This is a genomic window from Phycicoccus sp. Soil803 (genome assembly GCF_001429685.1).
GTDB lineage: Bacteria > Actinomycetota > Actinomycetes > Actinomycetales > Dermatophilaceae > Pedococcus.
On sequence record NZ_LMST01000001.1, the window covers coordinates 1,772,054 to 1,790,747 of the forward strand.

At 71.6% G+C, this 18,694-nt stretch carries 17 protein-coding genes and 1 riboswitch; of the genes, 10 read left to right on the forward strand and 7 right to left on the reverse strand.

Translation table 11 applies throughout. The features are described 5' to 3' along the window. Positions 1–19: 19 nt before the first annotated feature. Positions 20–712, reverse strand: a complete 693-nt coding sequence (locus tag ASG95_RS08115) for a metalloregulator ArsR/SmtB family transcription factor (protein ID WP_057377138.1) — start codon at positions 710–712, stop codon at positions 20–22. Positions 713–816: 104 nt separating this feature from the next. Here ASG95_RS08115 and ASG95_RS08120 point away from each other — a divergent pair, with 104 nt between their 5' ends. From ASG95_RS08120 to ASG95_RS08145, 6 genes are all read left to right on the forward strand, one after another. Beyond that, complete coding sequence (locus ASG95_RS08120) at positions 817–1,248, forward strand: DoxX family membrane protein (protein ID WP_057377139.1); 432 nt, start codon at positions 817–819, stop codon at positions 1,246–1,248. A 4-nt stretch (positions 1,249–1,252) separates the two neighbouring features. Further along, complete coding sequence (locus ASG95_RS08125) at positions 1,253–2,479, forward strand: NAD(P)/FAD-dependent oxidoreductase (protein ID WP_057377140.1); 1,227 nt, start codon at positions 1,253–1,255, stop codon at positions 2,477–2,479. Positions 2,480–2,632: 153 nt separating this feature from the next. After that, positions 2,633–5,194 carry an ExeM/NucH family extracellular endonuclease gene (locus ASG95_RS08130; protein WP_235543619.1) on the forward strand — a complete coding sequence of 854 codons (2,562 nt, stop codon included), beginning with the start codon at positions 2,633–2,635 and terminating at the stop codon, positions 5,192–5,194. Positions 5,195–5,288: 94 nt separating this feature from the next. Then, positions 5,289–6,053: a 4-hydroxy-tetrahydrodipicolinate reductase gene (dapB, locus tag ASG95_RS08135; protein ID WP_082592435.1), complete on the forward strand. Its 765-nt coding sequence runs from the start codon at positions 5,289–5,291 to the stop codon at positions 6,051–6,053. After that, positions 6,054–6,404 (forward strand): hypothetical protein, encoded by a 351-nt coding sequence (locus ASG95_RS08140; RefSeq protein ID WP_056923567.1) that lies wholly within the window; start codon positions 6,054–6,056, stop codon positions 6,402–6,404. 40 nt (positions 6,405–6,444) lie between these two features. Next, positions 6,445–6,813, forward strand: coding sequence for a VOC family protein (locus ASG95_RS08145; protein ID WP_056923566.1), 369 nt, complete (start codon positions 6,445–6,447; stop codon positions 6,811–6,813). Positions 6,814–6,815: 2 nt separating this feature from the next. Here the strand turns inward: ASG95_RS08145 and ASG95_RS08150 are convergent, their stop codons facing one another. From ASG95_RS08150 to ASG95_RS08170, 5 genes are read right to left on the reverse strand one after another with little or no spacing between them, the layout of a single operon-like run. After that, positions 6,816–7,130, reverse strand: coding sequence for an AzlD domain-containing protein (locus tag ASG95_RS08150; RefSeq protein WP_057377142.1), 315 nt, complete (start codon positions 7,128–7,130; stop codon positions 6,816–6,818). Further along, positions 7,127–7,846: an AzlC family ABC transporter permease gene (locus tag ASG95_RS08155; protein WP_057377143.1), complete on the reverse strand. Its 720-nt coding sequence runs from the start codon at positions 7,844–7,846 to the stop codon at positions 7,127–7,129. Before ASG95_RS08155 ends, ASG95_RS08150 begins: the two co-directional genes overlap by 4 nt. Continuing rightward, on the reverse strand, positions 7,843–8,442 hold the full coding sequence (locus tag ASG95_RS08160; RefSeq protein ID WP_057377144.1) for a GNAT family N-acetyltransferase: 600 nt from the start codon (positions 8,440–8,442) through the stop codon (positions 7,843–7,845). Before ASG95_RS08160 ends, ASG95_RS08155 begins: the two co-directional genes overlap by 4 nt. A 54-nt stretch (positions 8,443–8,496) precedes the next feature. Beyond that, positions 8,497–8,964 carry a dihydrofolate reductase gene (locus tag ASG95_RS08165; RefSeq protein ID WP_057377145.1) on the reverse strand — a complete coding sequence of 156 codons (468 nt, stop codon included), beginning with the start codon at positions 8,962–8,964 and terminating at the stop codon, positions 8,497–8,499. Positions 8,965–9,015: 51 nt separating this feature from the next. Next, positions 9,016–9,807 (reverse strand): thymidylate synthase, encoded by a 792-nt coding sequence (locus tag ASG95_RS08170; RefSeq protein ID WP_056923561.1) that lies wholly within the window; start codon positions 9,805–9,807, stop codon positions 9,016–9,018. 139 nt (positions 9,808–9,946) lie between these two features. Between ASG95_RS08170 and dapA the strand changes: the two genes are divergently transcribed. Both dapA and ASG95_RS08180 read left to right on the forward strand, forming a co-directional pair. Continuing rightward, positions 9,947–10,837 carry a 4-hydroxy-tetrahydrodipicolinate synthase gene (gene dapA / locus ASG95_RS08175; RefSeq protein WP_057377146.1) on the forward strand — a complete coding sequence of 297 codons (891 nt, stop codon included), beginning with the start codon at positions 9,947–9,949 and terminating at the stop codon, positions 10,835–10,837. Continuing rightward, entirely contained in the window at positions 10,834–12,519 is a 1,686-nt protein-coding gene (locus ASG95_RS08180; protein ID WP_057377147.1) for a ribonuclease J, read from the forward strand. Before dapA ends, ASG95_RS08180 begins: the two co-directional genes overlap by 4 nt. A 124-nt stretch (positions 12,520–12,643) precedes the next feature. On the opposite strand, the gene ASG95_RS08185 is transcribed toward ASG95_RS08180, so the two are convergent. Then, on the reverse strand, positions 12,644–14,047 hold the full coding sequence (locus ASG95_RS08185) for an aminotransferase class V-fold PLP-dependent enzyme (RefSeq protein ID WP_082592436.1): 1,404 nt from the start codon (positions 14,045–14,047) through the stop codon (positions 12,644–12,646). Positions 14,048–14,089: 42 nt separating this feature from the next. Beyond that, positions 14,090–14,202, reverse strand: a riboswitch (SAM riboswitch). Between the two features lie 381 nt (positions 14,203–14,583). Here ASG95_RS08185 and ASG95_RS08190 point away from each other — a divergent pair. Together ASG95_RS08190 and ASG95_RS08195 are read left to right on the forward strand one after the other, a co-directional pair. After that, positions 14,584–17,304: a DNA translocase FtsK gene (locus ASG95_RS08190; protein ID WP_082592437.1), complete on the forward strand. Its 2,721-nt coding sequence runs from the start codon at positions 14,584–14,586 to the stop codon at positions 17,302–17,304. A 182-nt stretch (positions 17,305–17,486) separates the two neighbouring features. Then, positions 17,487–18,686, forward strand: a complete 1,200-nt coding sequence (locus ASG95_RS08195; protein WP_157581842.1) for a multidrug effflux MFS transporter — start codon at positions 17,487–17,489, stop codon at positions 18,684–18,686. The last annotated feature ends 8 nt before the right edge of the window (positions 18,687–18,694 follow it).

Below are 18,694 nucleotides of genomic sequence, written 5' to 3' on the forward strand. Positions count from 1 at the left end.
CCGCTTGCTGTTGTGCCGGTCAGGTCGAGGTGGTCGTGGTGGCCCGGACGCAGCAGTGCCCCGGGGTCGGGTCGAGCCGAGGGCGCACCTCGGGGCAGCCCAGCCCGTCGACGGCGCCCTCGACCAGGGCGAGGTTCAGCGAGCACACGAGGTCGGTGTGCTCCCTGGCCAGTCGGTCGAAGGGGCAGTTGTCCAGGGCCAGCTCGGTGCCGTCCGGACTGAGGCGCGGCTCGTAGCCGTACCGCTCCAACAGCTGTGCCACCCTGGCCAGCGGGCGACGAGCCCGTGGCGCTGGGGGTTGCGCCGCGAGCTCCCGCCCGGTCGTGGCGGCGGCCGTCGCGACCGCGTCGCGGAGCGCCCCGCCCGTGACCGTCACCGCGTCGAAGGCCTCGGCGAGGATGGCCCCGGCCAGGTCGTAGCGTCGTGGGGGCAGGGAGACGTCGAGCGTGCGACCCGAGCGGCGGTAGAGCTTGGTCGGCCGGCCGGCGCCCGGGCCGGACCGGCCGGACAGCCGCTTGAACTCGACGTCCAGCAGGCCCTCCTCCACCAGCCGGTCGAGGTGGAACTTCGCCGAGTGGACCGGCAGCCCCACCGCCTGCGCGGCTTGTTCGCGACTGACCGGGGAATCGGCCGCGGCGACGTGGTCGTAGAGCGCCCGTCGCGACGGCTCGGCGAGCGCCCCGAGGACGGTCAGGTCGTCACTGGTGGTCATGGGCCTCTCCCTGGGTTCTTCTAAAAGACAGATTCATTGACTAATTCGGTGGCGCGGTCGTAAAGTCAAAATATCACTCCGATAGAAGAAAGTGGGAGCAACTCATGGACACGACCCGGTCAACCACCGCAGCACCAGCCCCCGAGGCCGTCGCGGCTCCAGCGGGAGCCAGGCAGGCCTTCCTCCTCCTGCGGACCGCCTTCACCGTCGCGCCGATCCTCTTCGGCCTCGACAAGTTCACCAACCTGTTGACCGACTGGCCCGGCTACCTCGCGCCGTGGATCGACGACCTGGTGCCGGGGACGGCGCAACAGGCGATGTACGCGGTCGGTGTGACCGAGGTCGTGGCCGGGCTCCTCGTCGCCCTCGCACCGCGACTCGGGGGCCTCGTCGTCGCGGCCTGGCTGGCCGGCATCATCGTGGATCTCCTGACGCTGGGCGACTACTACGACGTCGCCCTCCGTGACGTGGGACTGCTCGCGGGCGCGGTGGCGCTGTCCCGGCTGGCGCCACCGGTGCACCTGCGCAGAGGATGAGGGTATGGCTGACCAGCGCAGGTTCGTGATCGTCGGTGCCGGGCTCGCCGGGGCAAAGGGCGCGGAGGCGTTGCGGGAGCGCGGCTTCCAGGGGTCCATCGTGGTCTTCGGGACCGAGGAGCACCTGCCCTACGAGCGCCCGCCACTGTCCAAGGGCTACCTCAAGACCGGCGAGGGCCTCGACGAGGCCTACGTCCACACCCGTCAGTGGTATGCCGAGCACGACGTGGAGGTGCGCACCGGCACCACCGTCACGGCGATCGACCGCGACGCCCGGGAGGTCGTCACCGCGGACGGTGAGCGCACGGCATACGACCGGCTCCTGCTGGCCACCGGCAGCTCGCCACGCACGCTCACCCTGCCCGGCCACGACCTCGGTGGGGTGCTGTCGCTGCGGACCATCGAGGACAGCGACCGGATCCGCGCGCTGATGCAGCCCGGCGCGCGGCTGGTGTTCATCGGGGGCGGCTGGATCGGCCTCGAGGTGGCGTCGGCCGCGCGCGAGGCGGGCGCGGACGTCGTGGTGCTCGAGAGCCTGGAGCTGCCGCTGGTGCGGGTGCTCGGGTCACGGGTCGCCCAGGTCTTCGCCGACCTGCACCGCGAGCACGGGGTTGACCTGCGCACCTCGATCACCGTCGAGGCGATCGAGGGCTCGGACGGCGCTGCGAGCGGGGTCCGGCTCGCCGACGGCTCCGTCGTGCCCGCGGAGGCCGTGGTGGTCGGCATCGGCGCGGCCCCCAACGTGGCGCTCGCCGAGGCGGCCGGCCTCGCGGTCGACAACGGGGTGAGCGCCGACGCGGTCGGTCGCACCAGCGACCCCGACATCTTCGTCGCAGGTGACCTCGCCAACGTCGAGCACCCGTTCCTAGGCCACCGCGTGCGGGTGGAGCACTGGGCCAACGCGCTCAACCAGCCCGACGTCGTGGCTGCCGCGATGCTCGACCAGGACGGCCCGGAGCCCGAGCTGCCCTACTTCTTCACCGACCAGTACGACCTCGGCATGGAGTACCACGGGCTGGGGGGCCCCGACGACGACGTGGTGGTCCGGGGGAGCCTGGCCGACCGGGAGTTCGTCGCGTTCTGGCTGCGCGAGGGCCGCGTGGTGGCCGGCATGAACGTCAACGTGTGGGACGTCGGCGACGGCATCAAGGCGCTGATCCGCTCGCGCACGGTCGTGGACCGCGACCAGCTGGCCGACCCGGAGGTAGAGCTCGAGGCGATCGCTCGCTGACCGCGCCCTGACCTCTCGCAGAATCTGACCCGAACTTTACCTTCCTGACCCATTCCAGACATTCCGCATTCCCCGTCCTCGTGATGTGATGCTCGACGGCCCGGACCACCGTCCTGGGGCTGCCAATCCTGAGTTCGCTGTTGGAGGACTGCTGTGCGCGTACCCCGCAAGCACGTGATGGGAGCGGTGGGCGCGATCGCCCTCACTGCTGGAGTTGTCGGTGTGGCCCCGACGAGTGCGCTGGGCGCACCGTCGCCGGGAGCAGCCGTGGTGATCAACGAGGTGTACGGCGGCGGCGGCAACTCCGGCGCCACGTTCAACCGCGACTTCATCGAGCTGGTGAACAAGACCACCGCGGCCGTCGACCTGTCGACCTGGTCGGTGCAGTACGCGTCGGCGGCCGGAACCAGCTGGTCGACCAAGACGAACCTGACCGGCGTCAGGATCCCGGCCGGCGGTCGGGTCGTCGTCGGTGGCGCCAGCGGGGCCAACGGCGCCCCCATCACCGCCGACGTCGACGGCGGCATCAACCTCAGCGGCAGCGCCGGCAAGGTCGCGCTGGTCGACACCCAGACCGCCCTGCCCGGCACCACGTGCACCGACGCCTGCTCCGACCTGCCCCAGGTCGTCGACTTCGTCGGCTACGGCACGGCCAACGACTGGGCCGGCGCGGGCGCCGCCCCGGGCACGGCCAACGCGACCTCGGTGTCGCGCAACAGCACGAGCAGCAACACGGCGAACAACGCGACCGACTTCACGGTCGGGACGCCGACGCCGGGTGCAGGCACCCCGCCGCCTCCCGGCACCCCGGTCCCCAAGACCATCGCCGAGGTCCAGGGCACTGGCTCCACCTCGCCGCTGGTCGGCCAGAACGTCATCGTCAAGGGTGTCGTCACGGCCGCCTACCCGACCGGCGGTTTCCACGGCTTCTACCTGCAGACGCAGGGCACCGGCCCCGAGCCGAGCGCGTCCGGTGCCTCGGACGGCGTCTTCGTGTTCCAGTCCGGGAGCTCCACCCCGCTCGACGCTGACGCCGTCGTCGGCAACTACGTCGAGGTCACCGGCAAGGTCAGCGAGTTCAGCGGGCTCACCGAGGTGACCGCTGCCGGTGCGGACATCGTCGACGCGGGCGAGGACTTCAGCCCCGTGCAGGCACTCACGGTGCCGTGGCCCACCACCGATGCCGGTCGTGAGTCGCTCGAGGGGATGCTGTTCCAGCCGACCGGCGACTACACCGTCACCAACACCTTCGGCACCAACCAGTTCGGCGAGGTGGGCCTGGCCGTGGGTGACCACCCGCTGCTCCAGAACACCGAGGTCGGCGCCCCGGGCAGCCCGGAGGCCGCGGCCGTCGTGGCCGACAACGCCAAGCGTGCAGTCACCCTGGACGACGGCGCGTCGAGCAACTTCACGGCGAGCAGCTTCTCCACCTCGACGTGTGGCACCCGGCCGATCCCGTGCCTGCTCAACGCTGACCTCACCCCGGCCTACGTGTCCAACACCAAGCCGGTCCGGGTCGGCGAGGCGGCGAGCTTCAGTGCCCCCGTCGTCGTCGACTACCGCTTCAGCCTGTGGCGCTTCCAGCCCACGGCCCAGGTCGTCGGTCCCGACAACGCCACGTCGCCGGTGAGCTTCCAGAACACCCGCACCGCGGCACCGGACACCGCAGACATCGACCAGCTCGGCACGGCCGACCTGAAGGTCGCCTCGTTCAACGTCCTCAACTACTTCACCGACCTGGGTGACCAGGACCCCACCTGCCTGGCCTACTACGACCGCGACGACAACGGCGTCACGGTGCGCGACGGCTGCGACCGCCGTGGTGCCTGGGATGCCGGTGACCTGGCTCGCCAGACCGAGAAGGAGGTGTCGGCGATCACCGCGCTGGACGCCGACGTCGTCGGGCTGATGGAGATCGAGAACTCGGCCAAGTTCGGCCACCCGCGTGACACTGCGCTCGCCGCCCTCGTGGCAGCCCTCAACGCCAAGGTGGGGGCCGGCACCTGGGCGTTCGTCCCGTCGTCGACGGACCTGCCGTCGGCCGACGACCAGGACTTCATCACCAGCGCGATCATCTACCAGCCGGCCAAGGTCATGCGGGTCGACCGGTCGCGCGCCCTGGGTGACCAGAGTGGGCCGACGCAGGCGTTCGGGAACGCCCGTGAGCCGATCGCCCAGACCTTCAAGAAGAAGACCGCCAAGGCCGACAAGTTCCTCTTCGTCGTCAACCACTTCAAGTCCAAGGGCTCGGCCGGTCCCTTCCCGGGCGACGAGGACACCGGGGACGGCCAGGGCGCCTCGGTGACCAGCCGCATCCTGCAGGCCCAGGCCCTGCGCGACTGGGTGCCCGGGGTCGCGGCGGAGTACGGCGCCAAGGCCGTCGTGATGGCCGGCGACTACAACTCCTACACGATGGAGGACCCGCTCGACGTGCTGTACCGGGCCGGCTACACCGATGTCGGGAGCACGTTCGACCCGTCCAGCTACTCGTACTCCTTCAGTGGCCTGTCCGGCTCGCTGGACCACATCCTCGTCAACGACTACGCCCTGCGGATGTCGACGGGGGCCGACCACTGGAACATCAACTCCGGTGAGTCGGTGGCGCTGGAGTACAGCCGGTACAACTACCACTCGACCGACTTCTACCAGTCCGGTCCGTACCGCTCGTCCGACCACGACCCCGTGGTCCTCGGCCTCAAGGCCTTCGTGCAGTAGGCCACGTAGGAGGGATCACCCAGCGGTTCAGCGGGTCCGGTGCCATCAGCACCGGGCCCGCTGCCGTCGGGTGGACGGTCGCTAGGCTGGCACCGTGAGCGAGAGCAACGTGGGGACGACCAGGGTGGCCGTGGTCGGTGCGGCGGGTCGGATGGGCGCGGAGGTGTGCCGGGCGGTCACCGCCGCGGCGGACCTCGAGCTCGTCGCGACGTTCGACCAGGGGGACGACCTCGGTGACCTCGGCGGGGCCGACGTCGTGGTGGAGTTCTCCGTCCCGGCCGCCTCGCCCGGCAACGTGGCGCACTGCGTCGAGCGCGGCGTCCACGTGGTCGTCGGCACCACCGGCTGGGACGACGCGAAGCTGGACTCGCTGCGGGAGCCGCTGGCCGCGCACCCCGAGGTCGGGGTCCTCATCGCGCCCAACTTCGCCATCGGGGCGATCCTGATGATGCGGTTCGCCCAGCAGGCCGCCCGGTTCTACGAGTCGGTCGAGGTCATCGAGCTGCACCACCCCAACAAGGTCGACGCCCCCTCGGGCACCGCCGCCCGCACCGCCCAGCTCATCGCGGCGGCCCGGTCGGACGCCGGGCTCGGCGACGTGCCCGACGCCACCACCCAGGACCCCGACGGCACCAGGGGCGGCCGGGTCGACGGCATCCCGGTGCACTCGGTGCGGCTGCGCGGCCTGGTCGCCCACCAGGAGGTCCTGCTCGGCGGCGAGGGCGAGATGCTCACGCTGCGGCACGACTCCTTCGACCGCACGTCGTTCATGCCCGGGGTCCTCGAAGGGGTGCGCCACGTGGGTGCCCACCCCGGCCTCACCGTCGGGCTCGAGCACTACCTCGGCCTGGACGACTGAGTGCGCGAGAAGGTCACCGCCCTCGTCCTCCTCGTGGTCCTGGGCTTCTACTCCGCCACGATCGGGTGGCGCGGGGTCGAGCTGGTCCGGGACGGACGACCGGTCCCCGTGCTCCTCGGGCTGGCCGTCATCCTCATCCCGGTGGTCGCGCTCCTCGCCATGGTGCCGCTGGTGCGGTTGGCCAGGGACGGTTCGGCGATGCTGGCGCAGGCCCGCGAGCACGGCGCCGAGGGGGCCTGGGGCGCCGAGCTCGAGCAGGCCGAGGCGAGCCGGGTCGCCGGTGACCGGGCCGGGGAGCAGCGGCACTACCGAGCCGCCGTGCGGGCCTGGCGCGCGAGCCGGGTGGGGTGACCGGGGCGCCAGCGGCCCCTGCGCGGCATACCGTGGTGGTATGCACCGTTCGCGCATCGGCATCGTCCTGGTCGACCACCCCGGCGAGCACCACGACGCGGCGCTGGCCTTCTGGGCCGGGGTCCAGGGGGTCCGTCCCGTCCCCGACGGGCCGTACGCCAGCGTGGGGGAGATCGGGTCGCTGAACCTCGAGGTCCAGCGCCTCGACGAGGGGCAGCCCAGGGTCCACCTCGACATCGAGAGTGACGACATCCCGGCCGAGGTGGCCCGGCTGGAGGCGCTCGGTGCCACCGTGCTGGAGCGCCGCGACGGCTACGTGATCATGGCCGACCCCGGCGGCGTGGTGTTCTGCGTGGTGGGCATCCAGACGGGGGACCGGTTCGAGGAGGACGCCCGGGAGTGGCCGTGAGGTCAGGGCAGGCCGAGTAGCCGCAGGCCGGCCGCGACAGCGGCCGCCAGCACCACGACGACGATGAACGGGGCCCGGAGGACGAGTGCCACGACCGCGACCGCCACGGCGGCCACCCGCGAGTCGACGGCGATCGAACCGTCGGTGTCGGTCAGGGTCTGCACGCCCACGAGGGCCGCGAGCAGCGCGATCGGCAGCGCCGACGTGATCCGGGTCGTGCGGTCGCCGTCGAGCCAGCGGGCCGGCACGACATAGCCCGACAGCTTGAGGGCGAAGGCCAGGGCCGAGGCCAGGAGGACGGCCGTCCAGGTGCTCACGCGGCGGCCCCTTCGCCCTCGTGCTCCCAGTGGTGCGGCGGTGGCGGGTCGTGGTGGGCGCGGCGCCACACCCCGGCCAGGAGGGCGGTGGTCGCGGCGACGAGCACGGGTATGCCGGACGGCGCGTGGGGCGCGACGAGCACCGCCACGAGCGCGGCCAGGGCGGCGATGGCGCAGGCGTCGACCGATCGCAGCCGTGGCCACAGCAGGGCGCAGAACGCCGCGGCGGCCGCTGCGTCGAGCCCGTACCGGCGGGGGTCGCCCAGCGCGTCGCCGAGCAGGGAACCCAGGAGGGTCATCAGGTTCCAGCAGACGAAGACACCGAGGCCGGTGGCCCAGAAACCGGTGCGTGCTGCGGCCTCGTCGCGCTGTCCCACCGCGACCGCCGTCGACTCGTCGATGGTCAGCTGTGCCGCGGCGACCCGGCGCCAACCGCGGACGTCGAGCATCTTCGACACCTGGAGGCCGTAGAGGCCGTTGCGCACGCCCAGCAGGCTGGAGGCGGCGACGGCAGCGGGTGCCCCGGCGGGGCCGGCCGCCAGGACGCCCACGAGGGCGAACTGCGACCCACCGGAGAAGAGCAGCAGTGACAGCGCCTGCGTCTGGAGGACCGACAGTCCGGCAGCGACCGAGAGCGCGCCGAAGCTGATGCCGTAGGCGCCGGTCGCGACGGCCACCGAGAAGGCCTGCCGCAGGACCCGCGAGTCGCGGGTCACGGGGCAGGAGTGTCCAGGTCGGCGACGAGCCGCACCTCACGGGCCGTGTCGCCGTCGGGCGAGATCACCCGGTCGCGGAAGGCGCCGTCGGGACCGAGCCCACCGGCCAGCAGGAACCCGCGGGTCGCCTCGTCGGAGGCGAGGACCCAGGTGTGCATCCGGGTGGCGCCGGCTCCGCGCAAGGTGTCGACGACCGCGTTCAGCAGCCGGGAGCCGTGCCCGACCCGGCGGGCGTCGGGGTGCACGCCGAGCGCGGACAGCTCACCGGTCTCGGGCGAGGCGTCCGGGTCCTGGCTGGGCCCGATCGAGGCGAACCCGACCACCTGGTCACCGGCGCACGCCGCCAGCAACCGGTAGACGCCCTGGGGTGGGGACGCCAGGGACTGGCGCCAGACCGACGCGAAGGCCTGTGGCTCGAAGGTGGCGAGGACCTCCTCGGGCAGCACCGCGGCATACGCCTCGCGCCACACCACCGCCTGGACCAGGCCCACGGCGGGGGCGTCGGTCTCGCGGGCCACCCGCACGCTCGCGTCCGCGAGCGGGCCCGGGGAGTGGCTGTGTTGAGGGTCGTGGGAGTGGTCGTGCTGCGGTGCCATGGCCTGCATCCTGCCATTCGGGGGATGGCCGCCCGTGGGCCGCCAGCCGGGCGGTCAGCTGCGCTCGTAGGTGACCCAGCTGAAGCCGTCGCGGGTCTCGCGCGCGACCTCCTGCCATTCCTCCGGGTCGATCTCGGGGAAGCGCACGTCGCCCTCGGGGGACTGGTCGACCTCGGTGATGAGGAGCCGACGGGCCCAGGGCATCGCCTCGGCGTAGATCTGCCCACCACCGCAGACGAACACCTCGTCCGCCGGGCCGGCCAGTGACAGCGCCTCGCTGAGGGAGTGCGCGGTCTCGACCTCGGAGTGGCTCCAGTCGGCCTGGCGGGTCACCACGATCGTGCGTCGCCCGGGGAGCACGCGGCCGATCGAGTCAAAGGTCTTGCGCCCCATCACCATCGGGTGGCCCATCGTGGTGCGCTTGAAGAACGCAAAGTCCTCAGGCAGGTGCCAGGGCATGTCGTTGTCGGCCCCGATGACGCCGTTGCGGCCGACCGCGGCAATGAGCGTCACGTTGGTCATGGCGCACAGGTTAATCGACAGCCCCCGCAGGACCCGGCTGGGACGGCGGGCTCAGACCGCGATCGGCGCCTTGATCGAGGGGTGGGCGTCGTAGCCGACCAGCTCGAAGTCGTCGAGGTCGAACTGGTCGATGTCCTTGCCCGGGGTGATCCGCATGGTGGGGAGCGGTCGCGGCTCACGGGTGAGCTGGAGGGTCGCCTGCTCGACGTGGTTGGAGTAGAGGTGGGCGTCGCCGAGGGTGTGCACGAAGTCGCCGGGCTCGAGGTCGCAGACCTGCGCCACCATCATCGTCAGCAGGGCGTAGGACGCGATGTTGAACGGGACGCCGAGGAAGATGTCGGCCGAGCGCTGGTAGAGCTGGCAGGACAGCCGCCCGTTCGCGACGTAGAACTGGAACATCGTGTGGCACGGGGGGAGCGCCATCGAGTCGACGTCGGCGACGTTCCAGGCGGACACGATGTGGCGCCGGCTGTCCGGGTTGGTGCGGATCGACTCGATGACCTTGGCGATCTGGTCGATGTGCCGGCCGTCGGGGGTCGGCCAGGACCGCCACTGGTAGCCGTAGACCGGCCCGAGGTCGCCGTTCTCGTCGGCCCACTCGTCCCAGATGGTGATGCCACGGTCCTGCAGCCACTTGACGTTGGAGTCGCCCCGGAGGAACCACAACAGCTCGCCGATGATCGACTTGAGGTGGAGCTTCTTGGTCGTGAGCACCGGGAAGCCCTCGGACAGGTCGAAGCGCATCTGGTAGCCGAACACCGAACGGGTGCCGGTGCCGGTGCGGTCGGACTTGTCCGTGCCGGTCGTCATGACGTGGTCGAGGAGATCGAGGTACTGCTGCACGGAGGCAGCGTAACGCCGGCCGGTGACATCGCCGTGCCGACGCGGCGTTGGCGCCACGCGGCGTCGCCTTCCCGCCAAATCGGGTCCCGGTCGGTGTCCGCTGCGCGGGGCCTGCTCGGCGGGGCGATAGCCTGCAGGTATGAGCACCTCGTCCCCGTTCGGCCGCGTCCTGACCGCCATGGTCAGCCCGATGAAGGCCGACGGGAGCCTCGACCTCGAGGGCACCCGCCGTCTGGTCGCCCACCTGCTCGACCACGGCCACGACGGCATCGTCGTCAACGGCACGACCGGTGAGGCCGCCACCCTCAGCGACGACGAGTCGATCGAGATGGTCCGGGTCGTCGCCGAGGCCGTCGACGGGGCCGCCGCTGTGGTGGCCGGGGTCGGCTCCAACGCGACCGCGCACAGCGTCGAGATGGCTGCCCGTGCGGTCGACGCCGGCGCGACCGGGCTGCTGCTCGTGTCGCCCTACTACAACAAGCCGACCCAGCCCGGGCTGGTCGCGCACTGCCTCGCGGTCGCCGACAGCACCGACCTGCCGGTCATGCTCTACGACATCCCGGGCCGCACCGGCATCCCCTTCGACACCGCCACGCTCGTCGAGCTCGCCGCCCACGACCGCATCGTGGCCGTCAAGGACGCCAAGGGTGACCCGTGGGCCTCGACGCACGTGCTGGCCGAGACCGACCTGCTCTACTTCTCCGGTGACGACGCGACCACCCTGCCCTGGCTCGCGCTGGGTGCCGTGGGCACGGTCAGCGTCGTCGGCCACGTGGCCGGCAAGGAGTATGCCGCGATGGTCGCCGCCGTCGACCGCGGCGACCTCGCGACCGCCCGCGACATCCACCGACGGCTGGTCCCCGCCGTCGACGCCATCATGAGCACCTCCCAGGGTGCGATCATGGCGAAGGCCGCGCTCGTCGAGCTCGGCGTCATCGACCACGCGACGGTGCGGTTGCCGCTCGTCGAGTCACCACCGGAGCACCTGGACATCCTGCGCGCCGGTCTCAAGGAGTCTGGCCTGCTGTGAGTCATCCCCACCCCGAGCTCAACCTGCCCCGGCCGCTGCCCAAGAACGGCGTGCGCATCATCGCGCTCGGTGGGCTCGGCGAGGTCGGCCGCAACATGGCGGTCATCGAGCACGAAGGACAGCTGCTGGTCATCGACTGCGGGGTGCTCTTCCCGGAGGACCACCACCCGGGCGTCGACCTGATCCTGCCCGACTTCGAGTACCTCGAGGACCGGCTGGACGACATCCAGGCGATCGTGCTGACCCACGGCCACGAGGACCACATCGGTGCCGTCCCCTACCTGCTCAAGCTGAAGCGCGACATCCCGGTCGTGGGCTCGATGCTGACGCTGGCGCTCATCGAGGCCAAGCTCAAGGAACACCGGATCACCCCCTACACCCTCGGGGTGAAGGAGGGGATGCGCGAGAAGCTCGGCGTCTTCGACTGTGAGTTCGTGGCGGTCAACCACTCGATCCCCGACGCGCTCGCGGTGTTCGTGCGGACGCCCGGCGGCACGATCCTGCACACCGGCGACTTCAAGATGGACCAGCTGCCGCTGGACAACCGCCTCACCGACCTGCGCGCCTTCGCCCGGCTGGGGGAGGAGGGCGTCGACCTGTTCATGACCGACTCGACCAACGCCGAGGTCCCGGGGTTCACGACGCCGGAGAAGGACATCGCGCCGGCCATCGACAAGGTCTTCCGCGACGCCGAGCGCCGGATCATCGTGGCGTGCTTCTCCTCGCACGTGCACCGGGTCCAGCAGGTGCTCAACGCGGCCGAGCAGGCCGGCCGCAAGGTCGCCATGGTGGGTCGTTCGATGGTCCGCAACATGGGGATCGCGGCCGAGCTGGGCTACCTCCACGTGCCGGACGGCGTGCTCGTCGACGTCAAGAAGCTCGACAACTTCCCCGACGACCAGGTCGTCCTGATCTGCACCGGGTCCCAGGGTGAGCCGATGGCCGCCTTGTCCCGGATGGCCAACCGCGACCACCGCATCGACGTCGGCGAGGGCGACACGGTGCTGATGGCCTCGTCCCTGATCCCGGGCAACGAGAACGCCGTCTACCGCATCATCAACGGGCTCATGCGACTCGGCGTCAACGTCGTGCACAAGGGCAACGCCAAGGTGCACGTCTCGGGCCACGCCAGCGCCGGCGAGCTGCTCTACTGCTACAACATCGTCAAGCCCCGCAACGTGATGCCGGTGCACGGTGAGTGGCGCCACCTGGTCGCCAACGCCGAGCTCGCCGTCCAGACCGGCGTGCCGCGTGAGCAGGTCGTGCTGGCCGAGGACGGGGTGGTCGTCGACCTGGTCGACGGCGTCGCCCGCATCGTCGGGGCCGTGCCGTGCGGCTACGTCTACGTCGACGGGTCGTCGGTGGGCGAGTTCGACGAGGCGCTGCTCAAGGACCGTCGCATCCTGCGCGACGAGGGCTTCATCTCCGTCATCGTCGTGATCGACGCCGCGACCGGCAAGATCGCGGCGGGCCCGGAGATCCAGGCACGCGGTTTCGCCGAGGACGACGAGATCTTCAGCCAGGTGCGTCCCAAGATCGAGCAGGCGCTGGCGGAGGCGACCGGCAACGGCGTCACCGACTCCCACCAGCTCGAGCAGGTCATGCGCCGGGCCATCGGCGGCTGGGTCGGCGGCAAGATCCGGCGCCGCCCGATGATCATCCCGGTCGTCATCCAGGCCTAGCCCGCGAATCACCTTTATCGGGTCTAGGGACAAACGCCGGCTTCACCACGGAACGGTTCCGGGGTGAAGCCGACGTTTATCGGGTCACCCGATAAAGATGAGGTTAGGTATGCCGCGGGGGCGGCTACCAGGGGCGGGCGACGTCCAGGGCGCGCGGGTCGTTGACCGGCACCCAGCCCTGCGGTCCCTCGACGTACTCGGCCCGCGGGCCGTGCTCGGCGAGCTCGGCCACGGCGGCGAGCAGCCGGTCGACGTGCTCGGCCGTCGTGGCCAGGCCGACACTGGCGCGGACCGCGGTCGTGGACGCCGCGGCATACGGGTCGTCGAGCAGGGCGTCGACGCACAGGTGCGCGCAGAACTTGCCGTCCCGGACGCCGATCCCGTGCTCTGCGGACAGGGCGGCGGAGACCAGCGACGACTCGACGCCGTCGACGGTGAAGGTCGCGACGGCCACCCGCTCGTGGTCGGCCGCGAACAGCGAGTAGGTCTCGACGCCGTCGATGGCGGCCAGGCCGTCGAGCAGTCGCTTCCCGAGGGCGGCCTCGTGGGCCTCGATCGCCTCGGCGTGCGACCGCAGGCTGTGACAGGCCGCGGCGAGGGCGACCGCGCCGATGACATTGGGGCTGCCGGCCTCGTGGCGGGCCGCACCGTCCTGCCACACGACCCCACGGGTGGTCACCGCCTTGGTGGCCCCGCCGCCGGCCAGGTAGGGGGCGGCCGCGTCGAGCCAGTCGGCCCGGCCGGCCAGCACCCCGGCGCCGAAGGGCGCGTAGAGCTTGTGCCCCGACAGCACCAGGTAGTCCACGCCGAGGTCGTCGAGGTCGACCGGGCGGTGCGGGGCGTACTGCGCCGCGTCGAGGACGACCCGGGCACCACCGCGGCGCGCGATCGCCGCGAGCTCGCGGATCGGCCAGATCTCGCCGGTGACGTTGGAGGCACCAGCGAGGACGACCAGCTTGTGCCGGCCGGGGTGCTCACGCAGCGCCGTCCGCAGCAGGACCGCCGCGTCGCCGACACTCCCGGGCACCGGGAGGCGGTGGGTCCGCTTGGGCGCCCACGGCAGGAGGGCCGCGTGGTGCTCGGTTTCGAAGACGAAGACGTGGGTGTCGCGGGGCAGGCAGCGGGCCAGCAGGTTGAACGAGTCGGTGCTGTTGCGGGTGAAGACGACCTCGTCGCCCTCGCGCGCCCCGACGAAGGCGCGCACCTCGGCGCGGGCCTGCTCGTACCAGGAGGAGGTCACGCGGGAGGCCCAGCCGTTGCCGCGGTGCACCGAGGAGTAGGTGCGCAGCGCGCTGTCGACGGCTGCCTTGACGCTGACCAGGGCCGGGGTCGAGGCGGCGTGGTCGAAGTTGGCGTAGTCCACCGTGCCGTCGAGGGTCGGCACCGGCAGCGCCTCGGAGACGACGGCGGGCAGCGGCCCGACCTCGCCCCACGTGCGCGCGTCCGGCACGGGGCGCAGGTGCGTGCGGGCGTGGGCGAGGGGCGCGCTCCGGCGGAAGGCGGGGGGCGGGGTGCTCGCGATCGACATGAGGGGTGCTCCTGGTCCGGGTGGGACCCGAGAGTGCTCACGGGTCCGCGCTTGCCGGCTGCGGGTGCAGACGGCCCGGTCGTCACCCGGAGCACCCCACCGCGGAGGAGGGTTGCTGGTCAGCAAGCCGGGGCTTCGCGCTGACACTCATGACCTGGTGTCGAGGGTAGGGCGTCGACACGGGGACGAGCCACCCTGTGGGCGCAGGTTCCCGTCATCTGAGACATGGACCGCGCGGACTCGAGCGGTCGGCTCCGTGGCCTGGCGGGGGGTCGGCCTGGCCGGTCCCCGCGACCGGTTCCCCCTCGATGCGCGCCTGCGCCGACGACCATTGCTGGTCGTCGGCGCAGGCCCCGCCAGACGCACTGCTGAGCGTGTCACCTGCGGTCACCTCTTGGTAAGGGGAAAGCGGCCCGTGCGACCCAATCGCGACCAGATGTCGACCGTTCGGATGAGGGGCGGCCGGGGCAGATTGCCCGGCAGTGATACGCGTGTGACGCGTGTTTCCGGTGTGACCTTCGCGTAGCCTGCGGAGCATGGCGACACGTCCGTCCACCTCCGCACGATCAGCAGCAGGGTCGCGCTCGACCGGGAGCCGGGGCAGCGCAACACGCCCCGCCAACCGCAAGACCAGTGCACCCCGCAAGACCTCCGCCCGTGGCAAGACCAAGGGGGGCGGGCTGCCGCTGCCCCTGCGCGCGGTCCGGGGCACCTGGATGGGCATGGCGCACGTGGCCGGTGGCGCCGTGCGCCGGGTCGGCACCAGCGCCCGTGAGCTCGAGCCCGAGCATCGCCGTGACGGGCTCGGGTTCTTCCTCATCGGGCTGTCGATCCTCGTGGCCGCCCGTGAGTGGTGGGCCTTCGAGGGCGCGCTCGGTGACATCGTGCACGCCGTCGTCGCGGGCACCTTCGGGCGCGTCGCGTATGCCGTGCCGCTCGCCCTGCTCTTCCTGGGCATCCGCTTCCTGCGCGCGCCGCAGGAGGACTCGGCCAACTCCCGCATCGGGGTGGGCCTGGGTGCGCTCGCGTTCGCAGCCGCCGGCCTGGCCCACGTCGCCGCGGACATCCCGACCCCGCCCCAGGGCGCCGACGGCATGCGTGACGGTGGCGGCATCATCGGCTTCCTGGCCTCCAGCCCGCTGGAGGCGGCGGTGTCGGTCTACGGCACCGTGCCGATCCTGCTGATGCTGGGCTTCTTCGGCCTGCTGGTCATGACCGCGACCCCGGTCCACATGATCCCGACGCGCCTCACCGAGCTGCGCGACCACCTCCTGCACCGTGGCCACCTCGACGACGGAGCCTCCGCGCCCGAGGAGGTCGCCGAGGAGAAGCCGAAGCGTCGCCGCCGGGTGATCGACCCGGAGGGCCCGCTCGAGGGCGACGAGGCGTTCGAGCAGGCTGCCCTGGTGGCCCCCGATGGCCGACGGTTCCGTCCCGGTGAGAAGCGCCCGACCAGTCCCGGCGTCCTCGCCCCGGAGTCGACTCCGGCGAAGAGCCCCGTGATCGAGGTCAAGGCCGCCCTCGAGGCCCCGCCCACGACGCCGCTGCCGCAGCGCGTGGAGCAGCTGGCGCTCGCCGGCGACATCACCTACACGTTGCCCGACAACGCGATCCTCGAGCCCGGCTCGCCCCACAAGACCCGCAGCGCCGCCAACGACCGCGTCGTCGAGTCGCTCAGCCAGGTGCTCGAGCAGTTCGACATCGACGCCCAGGTCACCGGCTTCAGCCGCGGTCCGACGGTCACCCGCTACGAGGTCGAGCTCGGCCGCGGCACGAAGGTGGAGCGGGTCACCGCACTGTCCAAGAACATCGCGTATGCCGTCGCGTCGGCGGACGTGCGCATCCTCTCCCCGATCCCGGGCAAGTCGGCGATCGGCATCGAGATCCCCAACGCCGACCGCGAGAAGGTCAGCCTCGGCGACGTCCTGCGCAGCCAGGCGGCGCGGGGCAACGAGCACCCGATGGTCATGGGGGTCGGCAAGGACGTCGAGGGCGGCTACGTCATCGCCAACCTCGCCAAGATGCCCCACCTGCTCGTCGCAGGCGCCACCGGCGCGGGCAAGTCGAGCTTCGTGAACTCGATGATCACCTCGATCCTCATGCGGGCGACGCCCGACGAGGTGCGGATGGTCCTGGTCGACCCCAAGCGGGTGGAGCTCACCGCCTACGAGGGCATCCCCCACCTCATCACCCCGATCATCACGAACCCCAAGAAGGCCGCCGAGGCGCTGGCCTGGGTGGTCCGCGAGATGGACACCCGGTACGACGACCTCGCCCAGTTCGGGTTCAAGCACATCGACGACTTCAACAAGGCGGTCAAGGCCGGCAAGGTCAAGCCGCTGCCCGGGTCGGAGCGGACGATCCACCCGTACCCCTACCTGCTGGTCATCGTCGACGAGCTAGCCGACCTGATGATGGTCGCACCGCGGGACGTCGAGGAGTCGATCGTCCGCATCACCCAGCTCGCCCGCGCCGCCGGCATCCACCTCGTGCTCGCGACCCAGCGCCCGTCCGTGGACGTCGTCACCGGCCTGATCAAGGCCAACGTGCCGTCGCGGATGGCGTTCGCGACGTCCTCGCTCGCCGACAGCCGGGTCGTGCTCGACCAGCCCGGTGCGGAGAAGCTGATCGGCCAGGGTGACGCGCTGTTCCTGCCGATGGGTGCCTCCAAGACGATGCGCGTGCAGGGCGCCTGGGTCACCGAGTCGGAGATCCAGCAGGTGGTCAAGCACGTCACCGGCCAGCTCAAGCCCGACTACCGCGACGACGTCACCGTGGTCGCCGCCAAGAAGCAGGTGGACGACGACATCGGTGACGACCTCGAGCTGCTGCTGCAGGCCACCGAGCTCGTCGTGACCACGCAGTTCGGCTCGACCTCGATGCTCCAGCGCAAGCTGCGCGTCGGCTTCGCGAAGGCCGGGCGGCTCATGGACCTGCTCGAGTCGCGTGGCGTGGTGGGTCCCTCCGAGGGCTCCAAGGCGCGCGACGTGCTGGTCAAGCCCGACGACCTGCCGATGACGCTGGCGCTGATGCGCGGCGACGAGATCGCCGACCCCGAGCCGGTGTTCGACGTGGACGCGCTCTCCGGGACGCCGTCCACCACCCACGAGTCCGTCGACCGCACCGACGAGGTCCCCACCGGGTATGCCGCGGAGCCCGATCCGCGCTACGCGAACGACCCGGTGGCCCGGGCCTACGACGGGCTCGACGAGGTCGAGGAGTCCGTGGACGCCTGGGAGCTGACCGGCCGGGACTGAGCAGCCCGGGGTTGCGGCCTTCGCGGTGACCCTGCACACATTGCGAGACCTGGGGCACGGGATGGAATGCATCCCGTGCCCCAGGTCGTTGCGCAAGGGTGACTGCCGCCCCCGAGACGACCACTGCCCCTCTCTCTCCCACACCCACTGCGCCGACCGCACCGACTGCGCCCGCCGCGACCGTGGCGCCGACGGGGCGGTCCTACGTGCGGTTCGTCCTCGTCCTCGGTGCCCTGATCGCCATCGGGCCGCTCACCATCGACACCTACCTGCCGGCGCTGCCCTCCATCACCCGCGACCTGGCAGCCTCCGAGTCCGCCGTCCAGGGCACGCTCACGGGCATCCTGCTGGGCATGGGCCTGGGCCAGCTGCTCGTGGGTCCGCTCGCCGACGCGGTGGGCCGCCGTCGCCCGCTGATCGCCGGACTGGCGCTGCACATCGCGGCGTCGGTGTTCTGTGCGTTCGCGCCGTCCATCGAGCTGCTCACGGCCGGCCGCGCGATCCAGGGGCTCGGCAACGCGGCTGTCGCGGTCGTGTCGATGGCGATGGTCCGTGACCTCTTCGCCGGCTCCGCCGCGGCGACGATGCTCTCCCGCCTGATGCTCGTCATGGGTCTGGCGCCCGTGCTCGCACCGACCCTCGGTGGCTTCATCCTCCAGCTGACGTCGTGGCGCGGGGTGTTCGTCATCCTCGCCGTCGCCGGGGTGCTGATGGTGACGCTCGCGAGCCTCGCGCTCCGCGAGACCCTCCCCGTCGAGCGGCGTCGCCCGCTGGCCTTCCGCCCGGTGCTCGCCACCTACGCCAGCCTGTTGCGCGACCGGACCTTCGTCGGCCTCGTCCTCATCAGCGGCCTGATGTTCGCCACGCTGTTCTCCTACATCGGCGGATCGTCGTTCGTGCTGCAGGACATCTATGGCCTCAGCGTCGCCCAGTTCGGGCTGGCCTTCGGCATCAACTCCCTCGGCTTCCTCACCGGCTCGCAGCTGAACCCGTTCCTGCTCCAGAAGTTCGCGCCCCGCCAGCTGGTCCGGGCCGGGGTGTCGATCGGGGCCACCGCCGCCCTGCTCCTGCTCGGGTCCGCCGCGACGGGCTTCGGTGGCCTGGCGCTGATCCTGGTGCCGCTGTGGTTCCTGCTGTTCGCCTGCGGCCTGACCCTGCCCAACACCCCCGCGCTCGCCCTGACCCGGCACGGTGAGGCGGCCGGTACCGCGGCGGCCCTGCTCGGTGCGTCGCAGTTCGTCATCGGGGGCGCCGCTGCTCCGCTGATCGGCGTCATGGGCTCCGGCTCGGCCGTCCCGATGGCGCTGGTCATGGCGACCACCGCGACCCTGGCGGCCGTGGTCGCGGCCCGCACGCTGCGGGTCCGGGTCGTCACCGCCTGACCCGGCAC